At 59.8% G+C, this 17,127-nt stretch carries 20 protein-coding genes; 16 read left to right on the forward strand and 4 right to left on the reverse strand.

Translation table 11 applies throughout. The features are described from left to right. Window positions 1–12 precede the first annotated feature (12 nt). From rpmA to FHT76_RS13405, 3 genes are all read left to right on the forward strand, one after another. Window positions 13–282, forward strand: coding sequence for a 50S ribosomal protein L27 (gene rpmA, locus FHT76_RS13395; protein WP_018855954.1), 270 nt, complete (start codon window positions 13–15; stop codon window positions 280–282). Between the two features lie 126 nt (window positions 283–408). Beyond that, window positions 409–1,065, forward strand: a complete 657-nt coding sequence (locus tag FHT76_RS13400; RefSeq protein ID WP_183864352.1) for a GNAT family N-acetyltransferase — start codon at window positions 409–411, stop codon at window positions 1,063–1,065. Further along, window positions 1,062–1,649, forward strand: coding sequence for a GNAT family N-acetyltransferase (locus FHT76_RS13405; protein WP_183864351.1), 588 nt, complete (start codon window positions 1,062–1,064; stop codon window positions 1,647–1,649). Before FHT76_RS13400 ends, FHT76_RS13405 begins: the two co-directional genes overlap by 4 nt. A 38-nt stretch (window positions 1,650–1,687) precedes the next feature. Here FHT76_RS13405 and FHT76_RS13410 read toward each other — a convergent pair whose 3' ends face one another. Continuing rightward, a complete protein-coding gene (locus FHT76_RS13410) occupies window positions 1,688–2,554 on the reverse strand; it encodes an endonuclease/exonuclease/phosphatase family protein (protein WP_183864350.1) in 867 nt (288 codons plus the stop codon). An 83-nt stretch (window positions 2,555–2,637) separates the two neighbouring features. Between FHT76_RS13410 and obgE the strand changes: the two genes are divergently transcribed. The 7 genes from obgE to modC all read left to right on the forward strand — a co-directional run bounded on the left by obgE (window position 2,638) and on the right by modC (window position 9,868). Beyond that, window positions 2,638–3,720 carry a GTPase ObgE gene (obgE, locus tag FHT76_RS13415; protein ID WP_183864349.1) on the forward strand — a complete coding sequence of 361 codons (1,083 nt, stop codon included), beginning with the start codon at window positions 2,638–2,640 and terminating at the stop codon, window positions 3,718–3,720. After that, entirely contained in the window at window positions 3,707–4,876 is a 1,170-nt protein-coding gene (gene proB / locus FHT76_RS13420) for a glutamate 5-kinase (RefSeq protein ID WP_183864348.1), read from the forward strand. The genes obgE and proB overlap by 14 nt, the downstream gene beginning before the upstream one ends. After that, complete coding sequence (locus FHT76_RS13425) at window positions 4,869–6,152, forward strand: glutamate-5-semialdehyde dehydrogenase (protein WP_183864347.1); 1,284 nt, start codon at window positions 4,869–4,871, stop codon at window positions 6,150–6,152. Before proB ends, FHT76_RS13425 begins: the two co-directional genes overlap by 8 nt. Before the next feature lie 37 nt (window positions 6,153–6,189). Then, complete coding sequence (locus FHT76_RS13430) at window positions 6,190–6,774, forward strand: nicotinate-nucleotide adenylyltransferase (RefSeq protein WP_210296766.1); 585 nt, start codon at window positions 6,190–6,192, stop codon at window positions 6,772–6,774. A 470-nt stretch (window positions 6,775–7,244) separates the two neighbouring features. Beyond that, window positions 7,245–8,030: a molybdate ABC transporter substrate-binding protein gene (gene modA, locus FHT76_RS13435; protein WP_183864345.1), complete on the forward strand. Its 786-nt coding sequence runs from the start codon at window positions 7,245–7,247 to the stop codon at window positions 8,028–8,030. 72 nt (window positions 8,031–8,102) lie between these two features. Continuing rightward, window positions 8,103–8,804, forward strand: a complete 702-nt coding sequence (gene modB / locus FHT76_RS13440; RefSeq protein WP_183864344.1) for a molybdate ABC transporter permease subunit — start codon at window positions 8,103–8,105, stop codon at window positions 8,802–8,804. Then, window positions 8,801–9,868, forward strand: coding sequence for a molybdenum ABC transporter ATP-binding protein (gene modC, locus FHT76_RS13445; protein ID WP_259185622.1), 1,068 nt, complete (start codon window positions 8,801–8,803; stop codon window positions 9,866–9,868). Before modB ends, modC begins: the two co-directional genes overlap by 4 nt. Here the strand turns inward: modC and FHT76_RS13450 are convergent, their stop codons facing one another. Continuing rightward, window positions 9,869–10,240 (reverse strand): winged helix-turn-helix domain-containing protein, encoded by a 372-nt coding sequence (locus tag FHT76_RS13450; protein ID WP_183755323.1) that lies wholly within the window; start codon window positions 10,238–10,240, stop codon window positions 9,869–9,871. Window positions 10,241–10,445: 205 nt separating this feature from the next. Here FHT76_RS13450 and rsfS point away from each other — a divergent pair, with 205 nt between their 5' ends. The 6 genes from rsfS to FHT76_RS13480 all read left to right on the forward strand — a co-directional run bounded on the left by rsfS (window position 10,446) and on the right by FHT76_RS13480 (window position 16,208). After that, window positions 10,446–10,889, forward strand: a complete 444-nt coding sequence (rsfS, locus tag FHT76_RS13455; RefSeq protein WP_016556777.1) for a ribosome silencing factor — start codon at window positions 10,446–10,448, stop codon at window positions 10,887–10,889. 118 nt (window positions 10,890–11,007) lie between these two features. Next, on the forward strand, window positions 11,008–11,490 hold the full coding sequence (gene rlmH, locus FHT76_RS13460) for a 23S rRNA (pseudouridine(1915)-N(3))-methyltransferase RlmH (protein ID WP_183864342.1): 483 nt from the start codon (window positions 11,008–11,010) through the stop codon (window positions 11,488–11,490). Between the two features lie 120 nt (window positions 11,491–11,610). Next, the gene (locus tag FHT76_RS13465; RefSeq protein WP_183864341.1) at window positions 11,611–13,065 is read left to right on the forward strand and encodes a murein hydrolase activator EnvC; all 1,455 of its coding nucleotides are present in this window, start codon (window positions 11,611–11,613) and stop codon (window positions 13,063–13,065) included. After that, window positions 13,055–14,377 carry a S41 family peptidase gene (locus FHT76_RS13470; protein ID WP_183755017.1) on the forward strand — a complete coding sequence of 441 codons (1,323 nt, stop codon included), beginning with the start codon at window positions 13,055–13,057 and terminating at the stop codon, window positions 14,375–14,377. The genes FHT76_RS13465 and FHT76_RS13470 overlap by 11 nt, the downstream gene beginning before the upstream one ends. 81 nt (window positions 14,378–14,458) lie before the next feature. Beyond that, a complete protein-coding gene (locus FHT76_RS13475) occupies window positions 14,459–15,661 on the forward strand; it encodes a divergent polysaccharide deacetylase family protein (RefSeq protein WP_183864340.1) in 1,203 nt (400 codons plus the stop codon). A 13-nt stretch (window positions 15,662–15,674) separates the two neighbouring features. Beyond that, on the forward strand, window positions 15,675–16,208 hold the full coding sequence (locus tag FHT76_RS13480) for an RNA pyrophosphohydrolase (RefSeq protein ID WP_183864339.1): 534 nt from the start codon (window positions 15,675–15,677) through the stop codon (window positions 16,206–16,208). A 36-nt stretch (window positions 16,209–16,244) separates the two neighbouring features. Here the strand turns inward: FHT76_RS13480 and bfr are convergent, their stop codons facing one another. Beyond that, window positions 16,245–16,730: a bacterioferritin gene (gene bfr / locus FHT76_RS13485; RefSeq protein WP_028827993.1), complete on the reverse strand. Its 486-nt coding sequence runs from the start codon at window positions 16,728–16,730 to the stop codon at window positions 16,245–16,247. Next, window positions 16,696–17,100, reverse strand: a complete 405-nt coding sequence (locus FHT76_RS13490; RefSeq protein WP_246712741.1) for a (2Fe-2S)-binding protein — start codon at window positions 17,098–17,100, stop codon at window positions 16,696–16,698. The genes bfr and FHT76_RS13490 overlap by 35 nt, the downstream gene beginning before the upstream one ends. Window positions 17,101–17,127: the final 27 nt, after the last annotated feature.

Here is a 17,127-nt window from a genome sequence, read left to right on the forward strand (position 1 = left end):
AGGAGAACACCAATGGCACACAAAAAAGCTGGCGGTTCATCGCGCAACGGTCGTGATTCCGAATCCAAGCGCCTTGGCGTGAAGAAGTTCGGTGGCGAAACCGTCATCGCAGGCAACATCATCGTGCGTCAGCGCGGTACGCAGTGGCATCCGGGCGCCAATGTCGGCCTCGGCAAGGACCACACCATTTTTGCGCTTACGGCCGGCAATGTGAACTACCGTACGAAGGCCAATGGCCGCGTGTACGTGTCTGTAATGCCGAAAGCGGAAGCAGCGGAATAAGCCGGTAGCGCTCTAAAACAGCCGGCGTCTCATCGACCCGGCTGAGCGTATCAGGTTCAGTCCAGAAAACAGGGGAGATGGGGCGCCATCTCCCCTTTTTTCTTGTCCAACGAAGGAGGACTGAACATGCAAGGCGAATTGTTGAGGGAAGGCCAATCGCGGTCTTTCAGGGAAGGCCAGCGGTCTCCCAAGGAACGGCTGAGGCCGGAGCCGTTAAGGACCGATTGCCCTGTCTTACTGTCGGAGCGGCTCGTCATGCGCGCGCCGCACGAAGAAGACATCGACGCCCTTGCCCATCTTGCCAACAACGCCAAAGTCGCCACCATGGTGTCGCGTATGCCGCACCCGTATACGGCCAATGATGCCGCCGACTTCGTGCGACGCACGAAAAACGGCGAGATTGGCAAGTGCGTCTATGCGATCACGAAAGCCGAAAATGGCGCCTTCATGGGGTGCTGCGGAGTTGAGCCGCATCTTGACGGGCGGACCGTCGAGATCGGTTACTGGCTAGGAGAACCTTACTGGAATCAAGGCTTTATGACTGAGGCGTGCCACGCCCTGGTCGATATGGTCTTTCGTACGAGGCAGGATGTCGATCAGATCGATGCTCGTTGCCGGGTGATGAACGTCGCTTCGCGGCGGGTCATCCAGAAGTGCGGCTTCCAGTTCCAGGGATCGGGCCTTGCGGCATCGCTGGCGCTCGGCAGTAACGTGCCGGTCGAGTGGTACAGGCTTGACCGCAAGACCTGGATGTCGCTGAGAAGCTGGGGGAGCGTCTTATGAACGCGATCAGTCTTCAAAGGCCCAGGAGCCAGTCGATGGCGCCCGGCTCGATGCCTGTCATTGCGACCGACCGGCTGGTTCTCCGGCCGCACCGGCTGAGCGATGCCGATGCGATCGCGGACACGTTGTCCGACTTCGCGGTGACCCGCATGCTCGCGCGTGTTCCTGCTCCTTACGACAAGCAGGACGCGCTCGACTGGCTGGTACCGGTGATGGCTGGCGGTATGCCCGACTGGCAGTTTGCGATCACGACTGGCGACGACGCCCATATCGGCGTCGTCGCGATCGAGCTTCGCCATGGTCTATGGCACCTCGGTTACTGGCTGAACCGTTTCTACTGGCGGCGCGGCTACATGAGCGAGGCGGTATCAGCTGTGTTGGAGCGTTTTTCGCGCCGCATGCCCGAGACCACGCTTCATTCCGGCGTGTTCGCCGACAACCCGGCCTCGCTGAAGCTGCAGGAGAAGCTCGGCTTCCGCATGACCGGTTGCAGCGAGATCTACAGCTTCGCACGCAACACCATGGTCACGCACGTCGAGACGATGCTGAAGCCGGGCGCGTTGCAACAGGCGAGGATTGCTTGAAGAAAGGAGAGGCGTCCCGAGGTGTTCGGGACGCCTGCCTATTCACCGTCGATCTCGACCCAGACGGGGAAGTGGTCGGAGCCGACCGAGTCGGTATCGATCTTTGCCGATTTCAAGCGGCCCACGAGGCCGCAGCTGACAAAGATGTAATCGAGATGCATGCGTTTGCCATGATCCTTGGGATCCATCCAGCTATAGCTGCCGGGCGGGTAAGCCTCCAACGTCGCAAGCGCGTCGACAGGCGTGCCGATGCGCGGGACGCGGCCGTAGTAGCCGTCCTTGGCGCCGGCAAGAATGCAGTATTCCGGCGACTCCGGCGTCATGTTGAAGTCGCCCATGATGAGGTAGTCCTCGGGCAACGGCGGATCATCGACGTCGACCTCTGCAGCGCCAGTGACGGAGCCGCCCTCGGAAACGAAGGCGTTGATGCGTTCGTTGAGGTGGGCGAGCTGGCGACTGCGCTCGTCGATGGAGACGTGATCGAGATGCACGGAGTAGACACGCAGCGCCCCCGCCGGCGTTTCGATCACGGCTTCAGTTGCGCCGCGCTGGAGATTGACCTTGGAGATCGTTCGGCTGCGCGGCAGAAGCAGCGTTCGGGTCGCGAGGATCGGCCAGCGCGAGAGTACCATGTTGCCGAATTGGAAGCGCGTTCCGCGTGGCGGCCAGCCATCGGAACCCTCTTCGATATGCAGGTCACAAGCCGGTCCATAGACCCAGAAATGGTTGGGAAAAAGCTCTGCAAGGTCGGCAACCATGTCGGCATAGTCGTTCCTGGCGAAGCCGCGAGTGACCTCCTGGAGCGCGATGATGTCAGCACCCTCGAGGCTCGCGGCGATTCGGTCGAGGTCGTAGATGCCATCAAGACCGAAGCCGTACTGTATGTTATAGCTCGCAAACTTCACGATAATCCTTTGACCTCCGATTGAACCGCCTATATCGAAAGCGGCAAGAGGGGCGATGAACAGCCACCGGACATGGAAGTAAAATGAAATTTCTCGACGAAGCAAAGGTCTATATCAAGTCTGGAGACGGCGGCGCGGGCAGCGTCTCGTTCCGACGCGAGAAATTCCTCGAATTCGGCGGCCCGGATGGCGGTGACGGCGGACGCGGCGGCGACGTCTGGGTCGAGGCAGTAAATGGCCTCAACACGCTGATCGATTTCCGCTACCAACAGCACTTCAAGGCCAAGGTCGGCACGCACGGGATGGGCAGGGACCGCACCGGCGCCAATGGCGACCACGTGACGCTGAAGGTGCCAGTCGGTACGCAGGTTTTCGAGGAAGACCAGGAAACACTGATCTGCGACCTCACCGAGGAAGGCCAACGCTTCCGGCTCGCTACCGGCGGCAACGGGGGCTTCGGAAACGCGCACTTCAAATCCTCGGTCAACCAGGCACCGGACTGGGCCAATCCCGGTCTTCCCGGTGAGGAAAAGACGATCTGGCTGCATCTGAAACTGATTGCAGATGCCGGTCTCGTCGGATTGCCGAATGCCGGCAAGTCTACGTTCCTTGCGGCTGTCACTCGCGCCCGGCCGAAGATCGCTAATTATCCCTTCACGACATTGCACCCGAACCTCGGCGTAGCGACGGTTGATGGCCAGGAGTTCATCCTTGCCGACATTCCGGGGTTGATTGAAGGCGCGCATGAAGGCGTCGGGATTGGGGACCGGTTCCTTGGTCACGTCGAGCGTACGCGTGTGCTGCTGCATCTTGTCTCCTCGCAGGAGGAGAAGGTTGGCAAGGCGTACACGACCGTGCGCCGTGAACTCGAGGCATACGGCGGTGATCTTGGCGACAAGCTGGAGATCGTTGCGCTTTCGCAGATCGATGTGCTTGATGATGCTACGCTGAAGAAGAAGACCAAGGAACTTGCCAAGGCCTGCGGCAGGACGCCGTTCCAGATTTCCGCAGCCACAGGCACGGGCATGACGGAAGTGCTGCGCGCCTTGCGGGACATCATCGTCGAGGCGAATGCCGGTACGGCCGAAAAACTCGCCAAGGCACCGAAGCTCCGCCACCGCGATATGGTGTCGGACGATGAAGGCGAGGCCAATGACGACGCGTAAGTCGCTCGAGCGCTATCGCCGCGCCGTCATCAAGATCGGCTCGGCCCTCCTCGTCGATCGCAAGACGGGCCTGAAGAAGGCGTGGCTCGACGCGATGTGCCGCGATATCGCAGCGCTGAAGGCCAAGGGCGTTGATGTCCTCGTCGTTTCCTCCGGTGCTATTGCACTCGGTCGCTCCGTCCTCGACCTGCCTTCGGGCGCCTTGAAGCTGGAGGAAAGCCAGGCGTCGGCGGCCGTCGGCCAGATCGCCTTGGCCCGCGCCTGGTCGGAAAGCCTGTCGCGGGACGAGATCGTTGCCGGTCAGATTCTTCTGACGCTCGGCGATACCGAAGAGCGCCGCCGCTATCTCAACGCGCGCGCCACTATCAACCAGCTTCTGAAGATTGGCGCGGTGCCGATCATCAATGAGAACGATACTGTTGCCACCAGCGAAATCCGCTACGGCGACAATGATCGCCTGGCCGCGCGTGTCGCGACGATGACCGGCGCTGATCTGCTCATTTTGCTGTCCGATATCGACGGGCTCTACACGGCACCGCCGCACCTTGATCCGCAGGCCGAGTTTCTCGCTACGATCGCTGAGATCACGCCTGAGATCGAAGCCATGGCTGGGGGCGCGGCATCCGAACTGTCGCGCGGCGGGATGCGCACCAAGATCGATGCCGGCAAGATCGCGACGACGGCTGGCTGTGCCATGATCATTGCGTCAGGCAAGACGGACAGCCCGCTTTCGGCAATCGAGAACGGGGCGCGGTCCTCTTGGTTTGCGCCCTCTGGGACGCCCGTAACAGCGCGAAAGACCTGGATTGCTGGTCAATTGCAGCCGGCGGGCGAACTTCACGTCGACGAGGGCGCCGTTGCGGCGCTCGGCGCCGGCAAGAGCCTGCTGCCAGCCGGCGTGCGCAAAGTGGTCGGGCTTTTCAGCCGCGGCGATACGGTGGCAATCGTTGGCCCGCACGGGCGCGAGATCGCGCGCGGGCTTGCCGGCTACGATGCCGAAGAGGCGCGGCAGATAACCGGTCGTAAGTCGGCGGAGATCGAGGCAATTCTCGGCTACGCGGGGCGAGCGGCAATGATCCATCGCGACGACATGGTGATGACGTCGCAGATCAGTTCGAAATCGGAAAGGCAGAAGAAGGACACAAGCTATGCTTGATACCGTTGCGCAGAGCCCTGACATTGACGCGCTGATGAATGACATCGGCCGCAAAGCCAAGGCCGCCGCGCGACCGTTGGGCTTTGCGTCCACTGAAGCCAAAAACAAGGCGCTGAACGCCATGGCGGATGCGATCCTCGCCAACAAGGATCATATCCTCGCCGAGAATGCCAAGGATCTGAAGGATGTCGCCGGTACGGATATGCTGGCCTCATTCGTTGACCGCCTGACGTTGACCGACAAGCGCATTGCCGAAATGGCCGACGGGATCCGCGCGATTGCGGCCCTCAAGGATCCGGTCGGCGAAGTGATCGCGGCCTGGGATCGGCCGAATGGTCTGAAGATCGAGCGCGTCCGCACGCCGCTCGGCGTCATCGGCGTGATTTTCGAGAGCCGCCCGAATGTGACTGCGGATGCTGGCGCCCTGTGCCTGAAGGCCGGCAACGCTGTCATTTTGCGGTGTGGTTCTGATTCCCGGCGTTCCTCGCAGGCAATCCATAGCTGCCTTGTGCAAGGCCTGAAGGTCGCAGGGCTTCCGGAGCATGCAATTCAGCTTGTGCCGGTAAGCGACCGGGCTGCCGTCGGCGCGATGTTACGCGGACTGGGTGGCGCGATCGACGTGATCGTTCCGCGCGGCGGCAAGAGCCTTGTTGCACGCGTTCAGAACGAGGCGAGAGTGCCGGTCTTCGCGCACCTTGAAGGGCTTTGCCATATCTACGTGGATGCCTCGGCCGACCTCGGCATGGCGAAGGAGATCGTCGTCAACGCAAAAATGCGGCGCACGGGTATTTGCGGTGCGGTGGAAACGATCCTCGTCGACAGCGCTGCGGCCAGTACCCATCTCCGCCCGCTGTTGGAGGCCCTCGCAGGCGCCACTTGCGAGATTCGCGGTTCTACTGCCGTCGTTCAAGCGATGCCCGGTGTGAGGGCCGCCACCGAGGAAGATTGGTCGACGGAATATCTGGATGCCATCGTTTCGGTTGCCGTTGTCGACGGCATCTCCGGTGCGATCCAGCATATCCAGACCTACTCCTCCAATCACACCGAGGCTGTTATTGCCGAGGATCCGGATGTGGTTGAGCGATTCTTCACCGAGGTTGATTCCGCAATCCTGCTGCACAATGCATCCACCCAGTTTGCCGATGGCGGCGAGTTCGGGATGGGGGCAGAGATCGGAATCGCCACGGGCAAGATGCATGCCCGCGGCCCCGTCGGCGTCGAGCAATTGACATCCTTCAAGTATCGGGTGCGCGGCACCGGACAAACCCGGCGCTGACGTGATCAACGACGAAATCGACCGACCTTATCTTCGCATGCCGCATACGGAGCGCGGCATGGTCGTCGGTCTTTTCGGCGGCTCCTTCAATCCGCCGCATGACGGCCATGCGCTGGTTGCCGAAATCGCGATCAAGCGGCTCGGCCTCGATCAGTTGTGGTGGATCGTTACACCGGGCAATCCCCTCAAGGACCGGCGCCAGTTGCTGCCGCTTTCCGAGCGGATTGCTTTGAGTGAGCGGCTTGCTCGGCATCCTTCGATCAAGATCACCGCATTCGAGCGTGATTTCGCGACGAGCTTCACGGCCAACACGTTGGCGCGCGTCAAGGCGCGAAATCCGCATGTCCATTTCATCTGGATCATGGGGGCTGATAGCCTGAAGACGTTCCATCTGTGGCAGCGCTGGCAGGACATCGTCAACACGTTTCCAATTGCCGTCATCGACCGGCCGGGTTCCACGCTGTCGTTCCTCTCGTCGAAGATGGCGCGGACGTTCGATTTCGCTCGTATTGACGAGGACGATTCTCAAGCCCTCTGGAAACGGCGCGCACCTGCCTGGACCTTCATACACGGTCCGCGCTCGGGCCTCAGCTCGACCGCTATCCGCGACGCCTTGAAATAGTTGGTTTTTTCGGGATCGAACAAACGAAAAGCCCGACGGGGGAGGAGATCCGTCGGGCTTCGTAAACTTGATCGACAACTGGGAGGAGGAGTGTTGCCGATCCATATCAAACGACTTTGGGAGGAGGAGGTCGTCGTTTGATGAGTGTGTTGTACCACATTTTCCGTGTTTTTAAAGCTAGTGTATTGCATTGCAGCAATGCGTAGAAGGCATATCTCTCGATCGAAGCCGCTTCTGTGATGCTCATTTCTTTTGCATTCTCAAGGATTTCGGCCAAGCCTCCGCGTTTTTGGCACGCCCTCATGCGGAATTCCAGCTCTTTTAGTGGACGGTGGTGCCCAGCCATGCACTTCACGAATGTGTGAAGTGCTGCGATCAAGCAGAATGGTTATGCCCTGGAAAATATAACGGTAGCCAAGGCGCGGGCGACGTTATATTTCTCCGGATATTGCGAAACTCGGGGAGAGATCATGTACAGTCGCCGCCAATGGATCAACGTTGCCGCCGCTGCCATTTCGGCAGTTCTTTTGGGTGTTGCAGCAACGCCGGCAATCGCCGCGGAAAAGGTTACCGTTTTCGCGGCAGCCAGCCTGAAGAACGCCCTTGATGCGGCGAATGCCGCCTGGGCGAAGGAAGGCGGCAAGGAAGCGGTTGCGTCCTATGCTGCGAGTTCGGCGCTTGCCAAGCAGATTGAAGGCGGTGCGCCTGCCGACATCTTCATGTCGGCAGATCTGGACTGGATGGACTATCTCGCAAAGAAGAACCTGATCAAGGCTGACACTCGGTCAAATCTCCTCGGCAACAAGATTGTACTCGTCGCACCCAAGGACCATGCCAAACCGGTCGACATCAAGAAGGGCTTCGACCTTTCTGCTCTGCTCGGTGATGGCAAGCTCGCGATGGGCGAGGTCAAGTCCGTGCCTGCCGGCAAATACGGCAAAGCGGCGCTTGAGGCGCTCGGCGTGTGGCCTTCCGTTGAAGGCAAGGTAGCCGGGGCCGAGAGTGTTCGGGCGGCACTTGCTCTGGTCTCGCGCGGTGAGGCACCGTACGGCATTGTCTATCAGACCGACGCATCTGCGGATCCGGGCGTTGCGGTTGTTGGAACCTTCCCGGCGGATTCGCACCCGCCGATCATCTATCCGGTTGCTGTTCTCTCCGAGAGCAAGAACCCGGATGCCGCTGCTTACCTGGAATTCCTGAAGTCGGAAAAGGCAGCTCATTTCTTTACCGATCAAGGTTTCACCATCTTGAAATGATTGCGAATTTTCGCACGAGGACTTAGCGTGAGAAGGCCCGCCGAACGGGCCTTCTGTTTTTGGAGAAATGGCTTGAACGCACTCGGCCTGAGCGACGACGAATGGACGGCAATCTTGCTCAGCCTGCGCGTGTCAGTGGTCGCGATGCTGGCGAGCCTGCCATTCGGCATCGGAGTGGCCCTGTTGCTCGCGCGCGGGCGGTTCTGGGGCAAATCTGTTCTCAACGGTGTCGTTCATCTGCCGCTGATCCTGCCGCCGGTGGTCACGGGTTTCATCCTGCTGATCCTCTTCGGGCGACGCGGACCGATTGGCAGCGTCCTCGATCAATATTTCGGCATCGTCTTTTCGTTTCGTTGGACGGGTGCGGCACTTGCCTGCGCAGTCATGGCCTTTCCCCTGATGGTGCGCAGCATCCGGCTTTCTATCGAAGCGGTGGATCGAAAGCTGGAGGAGGCGGCCGGCACACTGGGCGCCAGCCCGTTCTGGGTCTTTTTGACCATAACGTTGCCGTTAACGCTGCCCGGAATCATTGCCGGAATGATCCTTTCCTTTGCCAAGGCAATGGGGGAATTCGGGGCAACAATCACCTTCGTTTCCAATATCCCGGGGGAAACACAGACGCTTTCAGCTGCGATCTATTCCTTCACGCAGGTTCCTGGCGGTGATGTCGGTGCTCTACGGCTGACACTTGTCGCAGTCGCCATCTCCATGGTCGCTTTGCTCGCGTCGGAGTTTCTATCGCGTATCGCCGGTCGGAGGATCGATCCGGAATGACGCTCGTTGTCAACGCAAAGCAGCGTCTTGGCACCTTTTCGCTCGATGCCGCTTTTACCTCGGAACGCGGGATCACCGCGCTGTTCGGCCGGTCCGGTTCCGGCAAGACGTCGATGATCCGCATCATCGCCGGGTTGGCACGGCCCGACAGAGGACAGGTCATCCTCGACGGGCAGACGATGACGGACACCGACCGGCGGATCTTCGTGGCGAAGCACCGCCGAAGGTTCGGGTATGTCTTTCAGGAAGCACGACTGTTTCCGCATCTCAATGTTCGTCACAATTTATCCTATGGCAAATGGTTCGCCCAAGCTGCCGGCTCGCCGGAGGACCTGGACCGCATTGTTGCGTTGCTCGGTATCGAAAGCCTGCTCGATCGCCGACCCGAAAAGCTTTCAGGTGGCGAAAAGCAGCGCGTGGCGATTGGCCGGGCTCTGCTCTCGGCTCCCCGTTTGCTGTTGATGGACGAGCCGCTGGCGGCGTTGGATGATGCCCGAAAGGCTGAGGTGATGCCCTATCTCGAGCGGTTGCGCGACGAGATGGACATTCCGATCGTCTATGTCAGCCATTCGATCGCCGAGGTAGCACGCCTCGCCAACCAGGTCGTGGTCATGCGGGACGGCAAGGTCGAGGCGGTCGGCTCAGCGGCAGATGTCCTTAGCCATCCGCCGGCCTCGTTCGAGCGGCGTGAGGCGGGTGCGCTTCTTGAGGGAAAGGTGGAGAGCGTTGACGAACGGCATCGCATTGCGACGATTGCCCTGAAATCGGCAAGACTTCACATCCCTGGAGCAATGCTGGTGCCGGGCAAGACCGTTCGGGTGCGAATCCCCGCGCGCGATGTGATGCTCGCAATGAAAAGGCCCGAAGCCTTGAGCGCGCTCAACGTGCTTGAAGGTCACGTTCAGGCCATGACCCAAGCCGACGACGCGACAATCGACGTGTTCGTTGATTGCGGCGGAGATCCCATCCTTTCCCGGATTACCAGCTTTTCGGCAGAGCGGCTGGGCCTGCGTGTCGGGGCGCCGGTTTTCGCTGTCATAAAGACGGTTGCTCTAGAGCCGTGATCAGCGGCTGTTTTGGGTGGATCGGTTGGCCTCCAGCCATGCCAGGTCATCCGCGAGGGTCGCCTTCATGACTTGTTCCATCTTTCGAAAGCGGGCAAGCAGTTCATCGCCAAATGGTGTCAGCGCCGCCCCGCCTCCCTTTTGCCCTCCCCTTTGCGATTCGACCACGGGCTCGAGGAACATCCTGTTCATGTCGCTCACCAATAGCCAGGCGCGACGATAAGACATGTCCATCGCCCTGCCGGCTGCGGAAATCGATCCTGTTTCCCTGATGTGCTCGAGCAATTCCATTTTGCCGCGCCCGAGCCGGTCTTCGTGGGGAAAGCTGATACGGAGGACTGGAGTAAGCGTGTTTATTGCGGAGCTTTTCATGGCAAGGGTCTTTGCGATCGGAAACGGACTTACTTTACGTATGGTCGGAAGCACTGTACACAGCCGGCCATATACAGTCTTCCATCCAAGGATGAGTTGTCGCGCCAAAGCGGATATTCACGCTTTGTGATTGTGCGCGTCTTGAAACATTAATGGTTTGGTGCCTATCTTAACTATGATTTGGTTGTCCAAATCAGTGATGTGCATGTTTTGTCATTCCGAGAAAGGGAAAGCACTGACAACAGTACACGCCAAGGGAAAAACGCTTGCCGTTGTCCCGAAGAGCCCGGAACGTGGCGCCGATGCTGCCGCCCGCGCCCTACACGCCGTCCTCACAAGCCTTGAGGACTCTAAAGCTGAAGATATCGTCACCATCGACATCGCTGGAAAATCGGCACTGGGAGACTTCATGGTCGTCGTCTCCGGGCGCTCGAGCAGGCATGTCATGGCGATCTCCGACCACTTGCTGACCGATCTGAAAGACGAGGGCCTTGGAAGCGCCCGCGTCGAGGGTCAGGAAGGCGGTGATTGGATCCTGATCGACACCGGCGATGTCATCGTCCATGTCTTCCGTCCAGAGATACGCGAGTTCTACAACATCGAAAAGATGTGGGCCGCGCCCGACATGGACGAAGAAACGGTGCACTAACAGGCTGCCTGGACGCTGCGTCTGGTGCCGGATAGACGGCAAGCAATTTAGGCCGGATGATTGGATCCGGCCAGGTGGCATATGTGCGCCGCCCTTTGCCGAATTGCAGGAGCGGATAATGCGTGTTGGTCTTTTTGCAGTGGGGCGGCTGAAGTCCGGCCCCGAGAAGGATCTTGCGGCCCGCTATTTCGATCGTTTTGCCAAGGCCGGTCCTGCTGTCGGCCTCGAATTCTCCCGCGTCGCCGAAGTTGCTGAAAGCCGCGCGTCGAATGCCGATACGCGCAAGCGTGACGAAGCGGCAATGCTGCAGAAGTCGCTGGCGGATGGGAGTATCCTCATCCTGTTGGACGAGCGGGGCAAGGCGCTGGACAGCGAAGGCTTTGCCAATCTCCTTGGAAACTATCGCGACCGGGGCAAACGTGACCTGATGATCGCCATCGGCGGTGCTGACGGTCTCGATCCGTCGCTGTATGATCTTGCCGATGCCACGCTTTGCCTCGGCAAGATGACCTGGCCGCATCAGCTGGTTCGTACTCTGATTGCTGAGCAGTTATATCGAGCCGTCACGATCCTTTCCGGCCATCCCTATCATCGCGTTTGATGGGTTCCGTTGCTCACGCGAGCGTGTCCATCCTGGGGCGCGCAAACCCTCAATCGATCTGGCAAAGAATGTCAAATCAGCTTAATCTCCGCGCGATTTGAAAGGGATCTCGAAGTTCATATGCCGACGCGTGTGTTCAAGCCAAAATACGTCATTTTGTCGGCCCTGGCCGCAGGCTTGAGCATGTCTCTGGCGGCAGTTGTAAGCCGCCCTTTCGCCGCCAGCGCCTTCGCACAAGATGCGCCGGAAGTTGCAGGGATGTCGCCGGGCGAGGCGCCTACTGTGGCAGGTGCAGCCGTTGCCCAGCCGCCACCGGATCCGGCGGCCGACCTCGCGAAGAAACGAGACGAGACGCGAGCCGAGCTTGATGCCTTGTCGAAGACGATAGGCCTCTCATCCGGCAAGGTTGCCGAGTTGGAGAAGAGCATCGCGGATCTGGACAAGAGCAGCGGCAGTGTTCGTCAGGCGCTGATCGATTCAGCGACGCGGCGCAAGGCGCTCGAGAAGCAGATTTTGGAGAGTGAGAAGAAGCTTGCCGATCTGGGCTTGAAGGAAGATACGGTTCGGCGTTCCCTGTATGAACGACGCGGCTTGCTGGCGGAGGTGCTAGGGGCCTTGCAGCGGATGGGTCGCAATCCGCCACCTGCCCTGCTCGTCACACCCGACGACGCGCTCGCCTCAGTGCGCAGCGCGATCCTGCTCGGCGCCGTGGTTCCCGGAATTCGAAAGGAGACAGACAAGCTCGCTGGCGATCTTGCTAACCTTTCTGCATTGCAAGCAGCAAGTGCTGCGGAAAAGTCAGCGCTCACCACGACGATGACGAACAACATCGAAGAAGAGCGCCGCATGGATCTGCTTCTTGCCGAAAACGAGAAGCTGAGCCGCAGCAGCGCCGCAGAACTGAACGCGGAGAAGAAGCACTCGGAAGATCTTGCCAGCAAGGCGACAAGCTTGGAGGGTCTGGTGGCGTCGATGGAAACCGAGATTGCATCGGTTCGGGAAGCGGCGGCTGCAGCTCGCCAGGCCGAGGAGAACCGCAAGCTCTTGACCGAGGAGCAGCGTGCCCAAGCCAAGGCGCTCGCGGAGAGCGGTGTGCCTGATAAAAACCGCATTGCGCCCGCATATCCCTTCGGAGAATTGAAGGCGAAGCTGGAATTGCCTGTGGCAGGCGATGCGCTCCGCCAGTTCGGCGATGCCGACGGAACCGGCCATGAGGCATTGGGAGTGACGCTTGCCACCAATCCGGAAACGGTGGTTACCGCTCCCGCAGATGGCCTTGTTGTCTATGCGGGCGCATTTCGCAGCTACGGCCAAATGATCATCCTAGACGTCGGCGACGGCTACCATCTCGTCCTCTCCGGCATGGAGACGATCAGCACGCGCCAGGGCAAATTCGTCTTCGCTGGCGAACCGCTTGCCGCAATGGGTGCAAAAAGAGTGGCGAGCGCGACTGCATTGGCGCTGGAAACCAACCGTCCAACGCTTTACATTGAATTTCGAAAAGATGGAAAACCGGTCGATTCCCGGCCTTGGTGGACCGCTAAAGACACTGGAAAGGCACGCAATGATTCGTAGGGCTTCTCTTGTTCTGGTCGGCGCATTGATGGGTGCGACCGCGATGAGCGTCATCTATTCGGCGGGCGTGCCTGCGGAAGCAGCTGGAGCCTCCACCTATAAGGAGCTTTCCGTTTTTGGTGACGTCTTTGAGCGCGTGCGCGCACAGTATGTGACGCCGCCGGCCGAGGACAAACTCATCGAAAATGCCATCAATGGCATGCTTTCCTCGCTGGATCCGCATTCGAGCTACATGAATGCCAAGGATGCGGCCGACATGCAGACCCAGACGAAGGGTGAATTCGGCGGCCTCGGCATCGAGGTCACGATGGAAGACGAGCTTGTCAAGGTCATCACCCCGATCGACGACACGCCTGCGGCAAAGGCCGGCGTTCTTGCTGGAGACTACATCTCCGAGATCGACGGTCAGTCGGTTCGTGGCCTGAAGCTGGAAGACGCTGTCGAAAAGATGCGCGGTCCGGTCAATACGCCGATCAAGCTGACGTTGATCCGCAAGGGTGCCGACAAGCCGATTGAACTGACGATCGTCCGAGACGTTGTCGCGGTTCAGGCCGTCAAGTCGCGCGTCGAGGATGATGTCGGTTATCTGCGCGTCATCTCCTTCACGGAAAAGACCTATCCCGACCTCGAGAAGGCTATCGAGAAGATCAAGAAGACGGTCCCGGCCGACAAGCTGAAGGGCTATGTGCTCGACCTTCGCCTGAACCCCGGCGGTCTGCTCGATCAGGCGATCCAGGTATCGGATGCGCTGCTGCAGCGTGGCGAGGTGGTGTCGACCCGCGGCCGCAATCCGGACGAAACCCGCCGCTTCAACGCTGGCCCGGGCGATCTGACGGACGGCAAGCCGGTGATCGTGCTCATCAACGGTGGTTCGGCGTCTGCTTCGGAAATCGTTGCGGGTGCGCTGCAGGACCTGCGTCGTGCGACGGTTCTCGGCACGCGTTCGTTCGGAAAGGGCTCGGTCCAGACGATCATCCCGCTCGGTGAAAACGGCGCGCTGCGCCTGACGACTGCGCTCTACTACACGCCGTCGGGCCGCTCCATCCAGGGCACCGGTATCACGCCTGATATCAAGGTCGAGGAGCCGCTGCCCGATGATCTGAAGGGCAAGATGGTCACCGAAGGCGAGTCCAGCCTGCGCGGGCACATCAAGGGTCAGAGCGAGACGGACGAAGGCTCCGGTTCGGTTGCCTATATTCCGCCGGATCCGAAGGACGACGTCCAGCTCAACTACGCGCTTGACCTGCTTCGCGGCAAGAAGACCGATCCGGCCTTCCCGCCGAATCCGGACAAGGCCGTCAGCGCCAAGTGATTGCAATTTGAGGCGTCAGGCTGGATGGTGTGTCCGGCCTGACGCCTTTTTGCTGTCCTGACTCTGAAGCGGAAAAGAAGTTTGAATACCGATCTGCACGCCCCTCTGGGACAGAACCGAAAGGCCAAGCGCCAGCGGCCGGGTATTCTGCGCACCGGGCGCGTTGTCGCCGGGATTTGTCTCGTGCTGATCGGGGCTTCATCGCTCTACACTGCGTTTCGCGGTGACGGATTGAAACGAGAAAAGCCGCCGGCGCAAAACCAGACGACTGCCCCACCTTCTGACACAGTTCAAAATCAGGTGCCGCCGCAGCCCCCATCCGCAGCCGCTCCTGGCATGGCGCCATCCGGCCCTAGGTCGGGCGCGAATGTGGAGCAGATGGTCACCGGCGACGGATCGGTGGTCACGAAATACTCCCCAAGACAACGCGATGGAAATGGTCCAGTGCTGGTCGATGCCTCGCAGATCGGACAGGATCCACGGGTGGCGGCCTTGCCGAACGACGCGCTTCTGGAGGAGACGCCATTTGGGCGACTGCCGATCGTTGGGCCGGACGGACGGCGCCCGATGGACCAGTATGCACGGCCATGGTCGGGCGCTCACGGAACACGCATCGCGATCGTTGTCAGCGGTCTCGGGCTTAGCCAGACGGGCACGCAGCGGGCCATTCAACAGTTGCCTGAGGAGGTCACGCTCGCCTTTGCCGCCAGCGGCAACAGCTTGCAGCGCTGGATGCAGGAGGCGCGCCGTGGTGGCCACGAAATCCTGTTGCAGGTTCCGTTCGAGCCTTTTGATTATCCGGCAAACGATCCTGGACCGGATACGCTCCTGACCTCGACATCGGCTGCGAAAAATATTGAAAACCTGCACCGGGCGATGGGCGAGATCACCAACTATACCGGCGTCATGAACTATCAGGGCGGGCGCTTCCTTTCCGACCCCAATGCCATGGAGCCGGTTTTGCGGGACATCGAAAAGCGCGGGCTGTTGTTCCTTGATGACGGAACGTCAGCGCAGTCCAAGACCGCCGCGATCGCCAAAGGAACAGAAACGCCCTACGCCTTCGCAGATGTGCAGTTGGACAAGCAGCTTGACGTGAAAGCCATCATCCAGAAACTGGACGAGCTGGAGCGCGTTGCAAAGCGCAACGGCCAGGCGATCGGCGTCGCTGCCGCCTTCGATGAGAGCATTGACGCGATCGCGCAATGGACACAGGAAGCGGCGATGCGAGGCATTGAAGTCGTGGGTGTCGCAGCACTGACCAATGATCTCAAAAGACCTTGAATAGAGAGAGCCGATGAGCAAGCCGATCGTCAAAGCCGAGGACCTGCCGTACCGCCCCTGTGTCGGTGTCATGATCCTCAACCGTCAGGGCCTGGTGTGGGCGGGGCGACGGATTCCGGAAGAGAATTCCGAGTATGATGGATCGCCGCAGCTTTGGCAGATGCCGCAGGGCGGCATCGACAAGGGCGAGGATCCGCTTGAGGCGGCCTACCGCGAGCTTTACGAGGAAACAGGCATTCGTACCGTGACGCTGCTCGCGGAGGCGCGGAACTGGATCAATTATGACTTGCCGCCGCAGCTGATCGGCATCGGATTGAAAGGCAAGTTCCGCGGTCAGACGCAGCGCTGGTTCGCGTTCCGCTTCGATGGCGATGAGAGCGAGGTCGCAATCAATCCGCCGCCAGGCGGGCATGCGCCTGAGTTCGATGCCTGGGAGTGGAAGCCGATGGAGAGCCTGCCCGGTCTTATCGTACCCTTCAAGCGGGCTGTCTATGAGCAGGTCGTCGACGAGTTCAGGCACTTGGTTGGTCTAAGCGCCGCAGAGTGAATGACCGGCGGCCGGAGCTGCCGGTCACTACGAGGATTACTCGGCCTCGTTGGCAGAGTCGGCGTTGAGTTGGCCGTATTTCGATTCGCCGATCTTGCCGAGCAGATCAAGCTGCGTCTCGAGGAAGTCGATGTGGCCTTCCTCGTCCGCGAGGAGCTCTTCGAAAAGCTTCATCGAGACGTAGTCGCCGGCCTCATGACAGATGTCGCGTGATTTCTTGTAGGCCGTGCGCGCATCGTATTCGCCGGCAAGGTCGGCTTCCAGAACTTCCTTGACGTTCTGGCCGATGCGAAGAGGAGCGAGGGTCTGGAGATTGGGATGGCCTTCGAGGAAGATGATACGTGCAACCAGGCGATCGGCGTGGTGCATTTCCTCGATGGATTCCGCCCGCTCCTTCTTGGCTAGCTTGGTGTAGCCCCAATCTTCAAGAAGTCGGTAGTGGACCCAGTACTGGTTTACGGCGCCGAGTTCGAGAAAGAGGGCCTCGTTAAGCCGCTCGATGACTTTTTTGTCGCCTTTCAATGTCCGCTCTCCTGTTTTCTTCGTGGAATTCTCTGAGGCGGGACATGAAATCAAATATTTCGGCGTCCGTCGAGTCGTGACGGGCGTGATATTCTTCGGTTGTCTGGATGATGATATCGACCACATTCGGGAAGCAGCCGCAGCAGCGGCCCCGTTTTTCCATGGCGTGGTAGACCTTTGCTGGAACAATGAGCTGCCAACAGTCCTGATCGAGAAGCTCATTGATGACTTCCCGGATTTCGTGATCAGTTATGTAGTTGCAGCTGCAGACAAGCACGGCATCATTCCAAACATGACATTCACTATCCCCTTTTCTGCAAAAGAAGATGATATGTGTCAAGAAAAAATCGAGTCGCGGGGGGTAGTTCATTGGTCGCAGACCGTGTGGCGCTCGGAA

The organism is Rhizobium sp. BK176, from assembly GCF_024808055.1.